This is a genomic window from Microbacterium sp. PI-1, from assembly GCF_004337555.1.
GTDB lineage: Bacteria > Actinomycetota > Actinomycetes > Actinomycetales > Microbacteriaceae > Microbacterium > Microbacterium aurugineum.
On sequence record NZ_SJYZ01000001.1, the window covers coordinates 12,398 to 24,919 of the forward strand.

The following is a 12,522-nucleotide window of genomic DNA, read 5'->3' on the forward strand; positions in this document are numbered from 1 at the left end:
GGAGCGCCCCCGTGCGGGGCGCCCCACCACGGCGGTTCAGTCCTCGGCGAGACCGAGGGTGTCGAGCAGCCAGGCGAGTTCGAACGCGCGCTCCCTCCAGGAGTTGTAGCGTCCGCTCACGCCGCCGTGTCCCGCGACCATCTCGCACTTGAGGAGGACGTCCGAGGCGCCGGCCTCTCGCAGACGTGCCACCCATTTCGCGGGTTCCACATACAGGACACGCGTGTCGTTGAGGGAGGTCACGGCGAGGATCCGCGGATACTCGACGCCGTCTCTCACGTTCTCGTAGGGCGAGTACGACTTCATGTAGTCGTAGACGTCCGCGCCGTGCAAGGGGTCGCCCCACTCGTCCCACTCGATCACGGTGAGCGGCAGGGACGGATCCAGGATCGTCGTCAGGGCGTCCACGAACGGCACACCGGCGAGGATGCCTGCAAAGAGCTCGGGAGCGAGATTGGCGACCGCTCCCATCAGCAGACCACCCGCGCTCCCGCCCTCGGCGACCAGGCGCTTCGGTGTCGTCACGCCCGTCGCGACCAGGTGCTCGGCGCAGGCGACGAAGTCCGTGAAGGTGTTGCGCTTGTGCAGGAGCTTGCCGTCCTCGTACCACTGACGGCCCATCTCCCCACCACCGCGCACGTGGGCGACGGCGAAGATCGCCCCGCGGTCGAGTTCGGACAACCGGGCGACCGAGAAGCCGGGGTCGATCGAGTGCTCGTACGATCCGTATCCGTACAGGTGCAGCGGCCGCGCGTCCGTGCCGGGTTCGCCGAACGAGCGCTTCCACACGAGCGAGATGGGCACACGCACGCCGTCGGGGGCCGTCGCCCATTCACGCCGCTGGCCGTACCCCGCGGGGTCATAGCCGCCCAGGACGGAGACCTGCTTGCGCAGGATCAGGTCGCGATTCGAGAGATCGAGGTCGTACACCGTCCCCGGGGTGACGAACGACGTGTATCCGAGGCGCAGGAACGGCGAGTGCCATTCCGGGTTGCCGCTGACGCCCGCGGAGTAGAGCGGTTCGTCGAAGGGGATCTCGTCGAGGGTGTTCGTGGGGTAGTCGAGCAGACCGACGCGCTCGAGTCCTTCGCGTCGGTACTCGACGGTGGCGAAGTCACGGAACGCGTCCATGCCGAGCAGACGTCTTCCTGCCTCGTGCGCGACGACCGGGAGCCGCTCTCCCTGGGGATCGGAGGCCGCGACGGAGACCAGCTCGAAGTCCAGGGCGCCGTCGTTGTGGAGGATGAACAGCCGGTCCTCGCCGTCCACCACCGCATGATCGATCGAATACTCCACCCCTTCGCGGCGCGGCCAGACCAATCGCGGTTCGGCGGTGAGATCGCCGGTCAGATCGACCAGGTACTCCTCGCTCGTGATGCTGGAGCCGACGCCGATCACGAGGTACCGCCGGCTTCGTGTGATCCCCGCACCGAGCCAGAACTTCTCATCGGGTTCGTGGAACAGCCGGACGTCGTCCGTGACGGGTGTGCCCAGGCGATGCAGCCACAGGGTGTCGGGCCGCCATGCGTCGTCCCGGGTCGTGTAGAGGACTCCGGTGCCGTCCGGCGTGAAGAAGGCACCGCCCGTGTTTGGGATCTCGTCGTCGAGGGTCGCTCCGGTCGTCAGATCGCGCACGTGCACCGTGTAGAGCTCGTCGCCCTCGAAATCGGTCGACCACAACAGCTTCGTGGCGTCGTCGGAGGTGTCGAACGCGCCGAGCGAGAAGAACTCATGCCCTTCGGCCTCGATGTTCCCGTCGAGAAGGACCACTTCACCCGGAACAGGGACGCCCGGCTCGAGCACGGGCGGAGTCCACTCGCCGGCGTCGGCAGCAGCGCGGCAGTGGATACCGTACTGCGCTCCCTCCTCGGTCCGGCTGTAGTACCACCAGTCGCCTCGGCGGGTGGGTACCGAGAGATCGGTCTCCTGCACGCGGGCCTTGATCTCCTCGAACAGCTTCGTCCGAAGCGCGGCGAGGTGGGCGGTCTGCGCATCCGTGTAGGCGTTCTCGGCCTCGAGGTGTGCGATGACCTCCTCGGAGTCCTTCGCCCGCATCCACTCATACGGGTCGTCGAACGTGTCGCCATGATGAGTGCGGAGGGTGGAACGGCGGGCAGCGAGCGGGGCGTCAGTCACCGTTCCACGCTATCCCAGGTCGAGTTGACCGGCGCGGGGGAGGGTGGGAGGATTTACCGGGGCCGGTTAACGGAAGTCAAACCCACGGTGAACTCTTCGTTCAGCACGTCGATACCGTCGACAACTCCTTCTTCCTCAACGACCGAAAGCGAACGGTGGAAACCGCAGCCCTCATCGTCGTGCTCGTCATCGCGCTGGCACTCTTCTTCGACTTCACCAACGGTTTTCACGACACCGCGAATGCCATGGCGACGCCGATCGCCACCGGCGCGCTGAAGCCCAAGACCGCCGTCCTCCTCGCCGCCGTCCTGAACCTCATCGGGGCGTTCCTGTCCACAGAGGTCTCGAAGACCATCTCCGGCGGCATCATCCGGGAGGACGCGATCCTCTCCGCGGGGGCTGACCTCTTCCTCTCGCTGATCTTCGCCGGCCTGATCGGCGCGATCACGTGGAACATGCTCACGTGGCTCCTCGGACTGCCCTCGAGCTCGTCCCATGCGCTCTTCGGCGGGCTCATCGGCGCGACGATCGTCGGCGCGGGCGTGGGCGGCATCGACTTCGGCATGGTGCTCTCGAAGATCGTGCTTCCGGCGCTGATCGCACCCGTCACCGCCGGCCTGATCGCTTTCGCCGCGACGAAGATCGCGTACTCGATCACCCGTCGCTACGACGGAAAGCCGGATGGCCGTGACGGGTTCCGGTGGGGGCAGATCTTCACGTCCTCCCTGGTCGCGCTCGCACACGGCACCAACGACGCGCAGAAGACCATGGGCGTCATCACTCTCGCGATGATCACGATCGGCTGGCAGTCGGGGGCGCATCACGAGCCCGAGCTCTGGGTGATCGTCGCGTGTGCCTTCACGATCGCACTCGGCACGTACCTGGGCGGTTGGCGCATCATCCGCACGCTCGGCAAGGGACTCACCGATGTGAAACCCGCGCAGGGATTCGCCGCCGAGAGCTCGACCGCGGCCACCATCCTCGCCTCCAGCGCCCTCGGCTTCGCGCTCTCCACGACGCAGGTCGCCTCGGGGTCCGTGATCGGCTCGGGACTCGGACGCCGCGGCTCCACGGTCCGCTGGCGGACCGCCGGTCGGATCGGCGTGGGCTGGATCCTCACACTGCCCGCAGCCGGCGGTGTCGGCGCGCTGGCCGCGCTCCTGGTGGTCTGGCTCGGCAACTGGGGCGTCGCGATCGACGCGGTCCTCGCACTCGCGATCATCCTCGGGCTCTTCATGCGCTCGCGCCGCAACGCCGTGACGCCCGCGAACGCCATGAGCGACGTCGCTGAGTCGGGACGCGCGGTCGAGCTCCCCGACACGCCACCGCCCACGCGACGCCAGCAGCGCATCGCCGAGGCGAAGGCGGAGGCGAAGGCTCGTGCGGAAGCGCGCGACAAGGCGAAGGCGCAGGCCAGGAAGGACGCGGCTGACAAGGCAAAGAAGAAGGCTCAGGCGAAGTCCGACGGCAAGGCGGCGAAGGCCGGGGCCGTGTCGAAGAGTGCGGATGCGACGCGGAAGGAGGAGTCCGAATGAACATCGTGATCGACTGGCTCGCGTTCCTCCAGGTGTTCCTGGCGGCGCTGATCGGTGCGGCTGCGATCGTCACCTTCTACGCGCTCGGTCTCCGGCTGCTGGTGCGCAGCGGGCGTGCTCCGGTCGTGAGCCCCGCGGAGTTCACCGACGCGATCACCGTGATCACCGAGAAGGAGCTCCGTCGCGCCGAGAAGCAGGCGGCGAAGGCGGCGAAGAAGAGCCCACTCACCGAGGGGCAGAAGACGACGGCTCTCATCGGCGCCTATGCGTGCTTCGCGCTCTGCGCTGCGGCTGTCGTCGCCGGCATCCTCATGCTCGTCATCGGACACTGATTCGCACGGCGCACCCTCAGATCACCGCAGCAGACCCTCCACCAGGTCGTCGATGATGTCATCGGTCGGTGACTCCGGGTCGATCGGTGTGGTCAGTCGGTCGAGCAGGATCCCGTCGATCGCGTAGTGGAACAGCGCGATCTCGCGCCGTCCCCCCGGGAGGCCCGCCCTCGTATTGAAGGCGACGTCCTCCTCGAGCCCTGCGCGTTGCCAGGCGCCGAGCACCGCGGCCACTTCGGGGCGGCGGCTGCTCTCGAGCCGCAGTTCGAAGAGCGCGAGCGTCACTTCCCGGTCATCGGTGAGTCGGCGGACGATGTCGCGCACGTAGTCGGCGAACAGCGCGCGGCCCGGTTCGCCCGCGGAGCGGCGCTCCAGCTCTTCCGGTGTGGGGGAGAGCCGCTCACCGATGCGTTCGACCAGTCCGGCCACCAGCGCATCGCGGCTGCGGAAGTAGTTCGACGTGGTGCCGGTCGGCACACCGGCCGCGACATCGACGGAACGGTGGGTCAGCCCACGGGAGCCCTCGCGAGCGAGCACGGTGAGCCCCGCATCCGCGATCGCCTGTCTTCTGCCTTCGTTCCGCGCCACCACCGCATCCTATCTGATCACTACACCTGCAGTACTGACCAGACGCCTAGGCTGAGGGCATGTCCGCAGCAATCGGTGACGCGTACACCTTCGGCCGGCACGCTCCGGCGTCGCATGTCCTGATCCACGTCAGCGATCCGCACTTCCTCGCCGGGGGAGCATCGCTGGGCGGGCGGTATGACGTCGAGGCGAACTTCGCGCGCACGCTGGAGGCGATCCGTGCGGTGCACCCGCACCCGACGGCGATCGTCGTGACCGGGGACCTCGCCGATCTGGGGGAGCCGGACGCCTATCGTCGTCTGCGCGCGTCCGTCGAACCGGTTGCCGAGGAGCTCGGCGCGCCGATCGTCTGGGTGGCGGGAAACCATGATGAGCGTCCCGCCCTGCGCGCAGGACTCCTGGACCTCGAGCCGACCGAAGAGCCCGTCACCGGGGTCTGGGACCTCGGCGGGCTGCGTCTCGTCGCCCTCGACACCAGCGTCCCCGGCTGGCACCACGGCGATCTCGATACCGGTCAACTGTCCTGGCTCGCGGATCAGCTCGCCCGGCCTGCGCCGCACGGCACGTTGCTCGCGATGCATCATCCGCCGCTCCCGAGCCATCTGCCGCTCTTCGACATCCTTGAACTGCGCCATCAGGACGAACTCGCCGACGTCATCCGCGGCAGCGATGTCCGTGGCATCCTCGCCGGACATCTGCACTATTCGTCACACGGGATGTTCGCCGGGGTTCCGGTCAGCGTCGCGTCGGCCACCTGCTACACGATGAACGTGGCACGTCCGGCGGCCGAGGTGAACGGCATGGACGCCGCGCAGGCATTCCAGATGGTCCACGTGTATCCCGACACGATCACCCACACCGTCGTCCCGGTGACCGACGCGGTGACCGGCGACTACTTCTCGGAGGCCTGGGTGGAGCGGATGTCGAAGCTCTCACCGGAAGGGCGACTCGAGGCCTTCTCCCGCAAACCCGGGCGCTGAGCGGCGTAGACTGGGCACATCCCCCACTCTTCTCACCCGCCACGACCCACGAGGATGTGACATGGCTTCTGCCGCGCCTACCCTGACCCGCACCGAGACCGATTCGCTCGGGAGCATGGAGATTCCCGTCGACGCGTACTGGGGGATCCACACCGCCCGCGCCGACGCGAACTTCCCGATCACGAAGCGGCCGATCTCGGTGTACCCCGATCTCGTGGTCGGCCTGGCGATGGTCAAGCAGGCGAGCGCCCGCGCGAATCGTGAGATCGGTGTGCTCGACGCCGAGCGTGCCGACCTGATCGATCGTGCTGCGCAGCGTGTGATCGACGGCGAGTTCCACGAGCAGTTCACGGTGGGCGTCATCCAGGGCGGTGCCGGCACCTCGACCAACATGAACGCGAACGAGGTCATCACCAACATCGCGCTCGAACTCGCCGGCCGGGAGAAGGGTGACTACGCGTTCCTCTCACCGATCGACCACACGAACCGCAGCCAGTCCACCAACGACGTCTACCCGACGGCCGTGAAGATCGGTCTTTCGCTGACGTTGCGGTCCCTGCTCGAGGAGCTGGATCTGCTCCGACTGTCCTTCCTTGGCAAGTCGCGGGAGTTCCACGACGTCCTGAAGGTCGGTCGTACCCAGCTGCAGGATGCCGTGCCGATGACGCTCGGCCAGGAGTTCAACGGCTTCGCCACGACGCTCGGTTACGATCACACCCGCCTGACCGAGAACGCGTCTCTGATGTTCGAGATCAACATGGGGGCGACCGCGATCGGCACCGGCATCACGACGCATCGGGGTTACGCCCCGTCCGTGCTGAAGCACCTGCGGGAGATCACCGGGCTCGACCTGCGCACCGCGGGAGACCTCGTCGAGGCCACCAGTGACACCGGTTCGTTCATGTCGTTCTCCTCGACGCTCAAGCGCAACGCGATGAAGCTCTCGAAGATCTGCAACGACCTGCGTCTCCTGTCGTCGGGACCGCAGGCCGGGCTGGGCGAGATCAACCTTCCCGCGATGCAGGCGGGGTCCAGCATCATGCCGGGCAAGGTGAACCCCGTGATCCCGGAGGTCGTGAACCAGGTGGCCTTCGCCGTCGCCGGTGCCGACATGACGGTCACGATGGCGGCGGAGGCCGGGCAGCTGCAGCTGAACGCCTTCGAGCCGGTGATCGCGCACTCGATCTTCCAGTCCATCACCTGGATGCGCCAGGCGATGTGGACCCTGCGTGTCAACTGCGTCGACGGCATCACCGCGAACCGCGACCGCCTCGGGGCGATGGTCGGCGCGTCGGTCGGCGTCATCACCGCGCTGACGCCGTTCATCGGTTACGCGGCCGCAGCGGCGCTCGCGAAGACCGCGCTGCTGACAAATCGGAATGTCGCCGATCTCGTCGTCGAGGCGGGCTTGATGTCGCGTGACGAGGTCGTCAAGCAGCTGTCGCCGGCACGCCTGTCGGGACTGGAGACGGTCACCGCTGCGATCCCGGTCGTCGCGCCGGAGGATCTGATCGAGATCTGAGAGGGCGGGAACGCACGAGGGGACGGACGCCACGGCGTCCGTCCCCTCATGTGTCCGATCCGTTTCAGTCCGTGATGCGGCAGTGGGTCGTGAGTTCGCCGATGCCGTCGATGCCCACGGTCACGGTCGAGTGATCGCGGAGGAAGATCTGCGGGTCGCGTGAGTACCCGGCGCCTCCGGGGCTGCCCGTCGAGATGAGGGTTCCGGGCAGCAGCGTGAGGGACTGCGACAGGTGGGCGATCAGCTTCGCGACGGAGCGCACCATCTGTCCGGTGCTCGCGTCCTGCACGGTGTGCCCGTCCACGACGGTCCAGATGTGGAGGTCCTGCGGATCGGGGATCTCGTCCGCGGTCACCGCGAAGGGCCCGGTCGGTGTGAACCCGTCGAAGGACTTGCATCGGGACCACTGGGCTTCGGAGAACTGGATGTTCCGCGCGGTGATGTCGTTGACCACGGTGTAACCCCAGACGTGCGTGAGGGCGTCCTGCTCGCTGACGTCTTTCGCGGGGGTGCCGATGAGGACGCCGAGCTCTGCCTCGTAGTCCACGGCCTCACTGAGGTCACGCGGCCAGGAGGTCGTCTGATCGTGGCCGGTGAGCGAGTTCGGCCACAGGGTGAACACGGTGGGCGCGGCGTCGGTCTTCAGGCCGAGCTCGCTCGAGTGGGCGGCATAGTTCAGCCCCACGGCGAGGACGGCCGGGGGTGCGAGCACCGCGGAATCGAACGACCAGTCACCGAGCGGATGACGGACGGCGGCGCCTGCGGCCAGCGCCACGCGCAGAGCCTCGAGAAGAGCATCCCCACCTTCGATGAGCTGCTGCAGCGTGGCAGGGGCGTCGGTCAGGAGATCAGAGACGAGGATGGCGTCCGAGTCCTGGACCACGGCGAGAACCGCGCGAGGGGAGTCAGGACGGCGCAGATGAGCGAACCGCATGCTCCTACGCTACCGGGTGGCGGCCGGTCCGCGGATGGAGGACACAGCCATACCGAGGCTGTCTCTCTTGTGCCCCGTAGGCTTTGGCTATGAGTTTCGGAGGACCACCCCCGCCGCAGCAGCCGTCGCCCTACACGCCTCCGCCGGCCACGGCAGCGTTTCGGCAGTCGGGCTACGCGTCGGTGCTCGCCCAGCCGACGCCGTACACGCCGCCGGCCCCGGTCGCACCCTCGCCCGCGGAGTCGCTTCCGGCGCTGCCGGTACCGACGCGCAAGGGGCGGACGATCTCGCTGTGGTTGTTCGGCTTCCTGGGCTTCCTGCTCCTGGCTCTGATCGGCTACTTCGGCTGGGCACTGGGCGCATTCGCCTCGGTGGTCGGCCTGGTCCTCGCGCTGATCCCTCTGACCATCGTGTTCCTCGGTGTGCGCATGATCGACCGCTGGGAGCCCGAACCCAAGCGACTGATCTTCTTCGCGATCGCCTGGGGAGCCGTGGCCGCGGTCGGGCTCACGCTTCTCGTCGACGTCGGCCTGACGATCCTGATCGGTCCCACCTCCGAAGCCTTCACCGCGGTGGTGCAGGCCCCGATCGTCGAGGAGTTCTGGAAGGGAGTCGGCGTCTTCCTGATCTTCCTTCTGGCCCGCCGGGCCTTCGATGGTCCGGTCGACGGCGTCGTGTACGGGGCGCTCGTGGGAGCCGGTTTCGCGTTCACCGAGAACATCCAGTACTTCGCGATCAGCCTGATCGAGGGCGGTGGCGAGCAGCTGACCGTGACGTTCGCGGTGCGCGCCATCCTCTCGCCCTTCGCGCACGCGATGTTCACCGCCGTCACGGGTTTCGCGATCGGCCTCGTGGCGCGTCGACACGGCTCGGCGGGCTCGGCGCTGGGCGCCGGACTGCTGGGAGGGCTCGGGGCCGTGCTGCTGCACGGACTGTGGAACGGCTCAGCGACGTTCGCCGACTTCTTCGGTCTCTACTTCACACTCCAGGTGCCGCTCTTCATCGGCTTCATCCTCGGGATCATCGCGCTGCGCCGCGAGGAGGCGCGCCTCACCCGGGCCCGCCTCGCCGAGTATGCGAGCGCGGGGTGGTTCACCCCGGAAGAGGTCACGATGCTCGCCACGTCGAGCGGTCGCAAGGCTGGCCTCGCCTGGGCACGCGGACTCCGAGGCGACCGGAGGCCACTCATGCGCGAATTCATCAAGGACGCGACGGCACTGGCCGCTGTCCGCCAGCGTGCGATCACCGGGCGCGATCCCCTCGCGGTGGATGACGAGCGCGCGTTGCTGATCCGTACGCGCGCAGCCAGGGCGGCGTTGCTGGCGTACTGAGTCGGACGCTGACGGACCCCGTGGCAAGACTCAGCGCCCGGTGCTGCGGCGATGCCTGCGAGTCTCCCGGGCGCTGAGTTGATCTGTAAACAGGGTGCACCGGCTCTCGCCGAGTGTCAAGAGGGTTTTGTGTCGACGCCTGGTCTCGCTGTTCGCTGTGAGCAAGTGCGATCGCGTTGACCTCGTCCACGATGCTCGGTTTGATGGAAGCATGACTGATCGCACAAAGCCAGAGTTCGACGCTCCCACCGGTCCCGCTCCTGCGGAACTCGTCATCCGCGACATCATCGAAGGAGACGGCGCGGAGGCCAAGCGCGGCGACACCGTGACCGTCCACTACGCCGGTGTCGAGTACGAGTCCGGTGAAGAGTTCGACTCCTCCTGGGGTCGTGGTGAGACCATCCAGTTCCCTCTCGCCGCGCTCGTCCAGGGGTGGCAGGAAGGAATCCCCGGCATGAAGGTCGGCGGTCGTCGAGAGCTCATCGTCCCTCCGCACCTCGCCTACGGTCCGGCCGGTGGCGGACACTTCCTCTCGGGGAAGACGTTGATCTTCATCATCGATCTGATCGCGGTCTGACCCCGTCGACGTTCCTGCGAGACGCTCCTCTTCGTCTGAAGAGGAGCGTCTCGTGCTGTGCGGGCACGAGATCTTCATTCGTGGGAATACATTCGAGTGAATGTAAGTTGTCACGAGGGTCGCGTCACTGCGGCCCCTGTCCGACGCCGCAACCGCGGCCGATGTCTCCGAAGGAGAAACCATGACCAGCATCGACATTCCCGGCTACCGTCCCGGCACCTGGGTGCTCGACCCTTCGCACAGCGAGGTGACGTTCAGCGTCCGCCACATGATGATCTCCAAGGTGAGGGGCACGTTCGGCGTCAAGAACGCGACGCTGATCGCTCCCGAGAACCCGCTCGAGGCCAAGGTCGAGGCGACCGTCGACGTGACCTCCGTCGACACGAACGACGAGGGCCGTGACGCGCACCTCCGTTCGGCAGACTTCTTCGACACCGAGAACTTCCCGACCATGGAGTTCGTCTCCACGGGGACCCGCGTCAAGGGTGACGAGCTCGTCGTCGATGGCGACCTCACGATCCGCGGCGTCACCAAGCCGGTCAGCTTCGAGCTCGACTTCGGTGGCTTCGGCACCGACCCGTACGGCAACTACAAGGCGGGTGCCTCTGCGAAGGCCGTGATCAACCGCGAGGACTTCGGCCTCACCTGGAACGCGGCACTCGAGACCGGCGGCGTGCTCGTGGGCAAGGACATCACGATCAACCTGGACCTTCAGGGCGCCCTGCAGCAGGACTGATCGCGCTGCGCGCAGCATCCAGGACCCCGGGCCCTCAGGGCTCGGGGTCTTCTGCGTCGTAGTCGAGGAAACGCCGATTCCGGCGGGAGAGCATCGCGACCAGGGCGATCACCAGGACGCCGCCCAACAGGGGAGGGAACCAGAGCGTCGTCAGGGTCGCGAGGGTTCCGGCGTAGAGGGCGCCCACCCGTGGTCCGCCGGCGACGACGACCACGAAGAGACCCTGCAGTCGGCCACGCATGGCGTCCGGGACGGCCGCCTGCATCATCGTGTTGCGGTAGATGGAGCTGACATTGTCTGATGCCCCGGAGAGGGCGAGTGCCGCGCAGGCGGCGATGATCAATCCGACGTTCGGTGCGTCCTCCGACGCGGAATCCGAGAGGGCTCCGATCAGCAGGACCAGACCGAACAGCAGGATCGATGCCCCGTATGCCTCGACCGCCCGAGCGATCCCGCGGCCGTGCCAGCGATATTGGACGACGCGTCCGGAGAAGAGGCTCGAGGCGAAGGTGCCGACGGCGACGGCCGCGGTCAGGATTCCGGTGGTGATGGCGCCTCCACCGAGGAGGACCGTGCCCAGCGCCGGGAAGAGCACGAGGGGCTGACCGAAGGTCATGGCGATGATGTCGATGATGTACTGCATCCGGATGTTGCCGGCCCTGCGGAGGAATCGCCACCCGTCGACGAGGGATGCCAAGCCTGGTCGCACGACATCCCCTTCTGGGCGCAGCACCGGGAGGGTCCACAGCCCGAGGAACATCGAGAGCATGAGCACGACGTCGATCGTGTAGGTCCAGCCGTAGCCGGTGAGCGCCACCAGGAGCCCGGCGAGTGCGGGGCCCGCCATCACGGTGAGCCCGAACGCGACGCCGTTCAATGCGGATGCCGCGGCGAGCTGCGTGCGGGGGATGAGTCGAGGGACGATGGCTGTGCGGGTGGCCATCCCGACGGAGTTCGCCGCTGAGTTGATCATGCTCAACGCATAGAGCCACCAGATGGTCTCACTGCCCGTCCAGGTGAGGGCGGCGAGGAGCGCGGTCGAGACGAACGTGATCGTGGCCGCGATCAGCGCCACCCGCCGCCGGTCGAATGCGTCCGCGAGCATCCCGCCGTACAGTCCGGCGAGGATCATCGGCACGAGTCCGGCGACCGCGATCATCGACACCGCGAAGGTGCTCCCGGTCAGTACGAACACGTGCAGCATCACCGTGACGATCGTCAGCTGCCCGCCGATACCGGCCAGGGTCGAACCGATCCACATCCGCGCGAAGGCGGGACTGGTCTTCAGCGGGGTGAGGTCGATCAGATGACCGCGGCGCGCGCTCACCGGTGGATCTTCTTCTGCACCGTTCGAGCCTAGTTGCATCGGGGTGCGCGGTATCCGCCCGTGTCACACGGGGGAGCGCTCGGCTGGTAGACTCTTCAGGTTGCCGTTCGATCGGCCGCGGATAAAGAGAGCCCACGTATCAGGCGTCGGGCGCCGCGCAACAAGCAGAGAGGGGATCGAATCTATGGCACTGGAAGCAGACGTCAAGAAGGCGATCATCGAAGAGTACGCGACGCACCCCGGTGACACCGGATCCCCCGAGGTGCAGGCGGCGATGCTGACGCAGCGCATCAAGGACCTCACCGAGCACCTGAAGGAGCACAAGCACGACCACCACTCGCGTCGTGGCCTCTTCCTGCTCGTTGGTCAGCGCCGTCGTCTGCTCGGCTACCTCCAGAGCGTCGACATCGAGCGCTACCGCTCGCTGATCGCGCGCCTGGGTCTTCGCCGATAAGGCAGATTCCGCCAGCGTTCAATCGCGCAGAACATTCTTGAGAAGGCCGCCCCACGGTGTGGGGCGGCCT

12 protein-coding genes are annotated in these 12,522 nt (G+C 67.2%); 8 read left to right on the plus strand and 4 right to left on the minus strand.

Going from position 1 to position 12,522, the window contains the following annotated elements; all coding sequences use genetic code 11:
* Nucleotides 1–36: 36 nt before the first annotated feature.
* Entirely contained in the window at nucleotides 37–2,136 is a 2,100-nt protein-coding gene (locus E0W80_RS00055) for a S9 family peptidase (protein WP_131490842.1), read from the minus strand.
* A 155-nt stretch (nucleotides 2,137–2,291) separates the two neighbouring features.
* On the opposite strand from E0W80_RS00055, the gene E0W80_RS00060 reads away from it, so the two are divergent.
* Nucleotides 2,292–3,671 (plus strand): inorganic phosphate transporter, encoded by a 1,380-nt coding sequence (locus E0W80_RS00060; protein WP_131490843.1) that lies wholly within the window; start codon nucleotides 2,292–2,294, stop codon nucleotides 3,669–3,671.
* A complete protein-coding gene (locus tag E0W80_RS00065) occupies nucleotides 3,668–4,003 on the plus strand; it encodes a peptidase (RefSeq protein ID WP_131490844.1) in 336 nt (111 codons plus the stop codon). Before E0W80_RS00060 ends, E0W80_RS00065 begins: the two co-directional genes overlap by 4 nt.
* A 21-nt stretch (nucleotides 4,004–4,024) precedes the next feature.
* Here the strand turns inward: E0W80_RS00065 and E0W80_RS00070 are convergent, their stop codons facing one another.
* A complete protein-coding gene (locus E0W80_RS00070) occupies nucleotides 4,025–4,591 on the minus strand; it encodes a TetR/AcrR family transcriptional regulator (RefSeq protein WP_131490845.1) in 567 nt (188 codons plus the stop codon).
* Between the two features lie 59 nt (nucleotides 4,592–4,650).
* Between E0W80_RS00070 and E0W80_RS00075 the strand changes: the two genes are divergently transcribed.
* Nucleotides 4,651–5,571, plus strand: a complete 921-nt coding sequence (locus tag E0W80_RS00075; RefSeq protein WP_131490846.1) for a phosphodiesterase — start codon at nucleotides 4,651–4,653, stop codon at nucleotides 5,569–5,571.
* Between the two features lie 61 nt (nucleotides 5,572–5,632).
* On the plus strand, nucleotides 5,633–7,093 hold the full coding sequence (locus E0W80_RS00080) for an aspartate ammonia-lyase (RefSeq protein ID WP_131490847.1): 1,461 nt from the start codon (nucleotides 5,633–5,635) through the stop codon (nucleotides 7,091–7,093).
* Between the two features lie 64 nt (nucleotides 7,094–7,157).
* Here E0W80_RS00080 and E0W80_RS00085 read toward each other — a convergent pair whose 3' ends face one another.
* Nucleotides 7,158–8,027, minus strand: coding sequence for a fumarylacetoacetate hydrolase family protein (locus tag E0W80_RS00085; protein WP_047519345.1), 870 nt, complete (start codon nucleotides 8,025–8,027; stop codon nucleotides 7,158–7,160).
* 89 nt (nucleotides 8,028–8,116) lie between these two features.
* On the opposite strand from E0W80_RS00085, the gene E0W80_RS00090 reads away from it, so the two are divergent.
* The 3 genes from E0W80_RS00090 to E0W80_RS00100 all read left to right on the plus strand — a co-directional run bounded on the left by E0W80_RS00090 (nucleotide 8,117) and on the right by E0W80_RS00100 (nucleotide 10,671).
* On the plus strand, nucleotides 8,117–9,358 hold the full coding sequence (locus E0W80_RS00090; RefSeq protein WP_131490848.1) for a PrsW family intramembrane metalloprotease: 1,242 nt from the start codon (nucleotides 8,117–8,119) through the stop codon (nucleotides 9,356–9,358).
* A gap of 211 nt (nucleotides 9,359–9,569) precedes the next feature.
* Nucleotides 9,570–9,935 carry an FKBP-type peptidyl-prolyl cis-trans isomerase gene (locus E0W80_RS00095; RefSeq protein ID WP_047519341.1) on the plus strand — a complete coding sequence of 122 codons (366 nt, stop codon included), beginning with the start codon at nucleotides 9,570–9,572 and terminating at the stop codon, nucleotides 9,933–9,935.
* 181 nt (nucleotides 9,936–10,116) lie between these two features.
* Complete coding sequence (locus tag E0W80_RS00100) at nucleotides 10,117–10,671, plus strand: YceI family protein (protein WP_047519339.1); 555 nt, start codon at nucleotides 10,117–10,119, stop codon at nucleotides 10,669–10,671.
* Between the two features lie 34 nt (nucleotides 10,672–10,705).
* On the opposite strand, the gene E0W80_RS00105 is transcribed toward E0W80_RS00100, so the two are convergent.
* Nucleotides 10,706–11,998, minus strand: a complete 1,293-nt coding sequence (locus E0W80_RS00105) for an MFS transporter (protein ID WP_047519338.1) — start codon at nucleotides 11,996–11,998, stop codon at nucleotides 10,706–10,708.
* A gap of 184 nt (nucleotides 11,999–12,182) precedes the next feature.
* Here E0W80_RS00105 and rpsO point away from each other — a divergent pair, with 184 nt between their 5' ends.
* Nucleotides 12,183–12,452, plus strand: coding sequence for a 30S ribosomal protein S15 (rpsO, locus tag E0W80_RS00110; RefSeq protein ID WP_017203073.1), 270 nt, complete (start codon nucleotides 12,183–12,185; stop codon nucleotides 12,450–12,452).
* Nucleotides 12,453–12,522 lie beyond the last annotated feature (70 nt).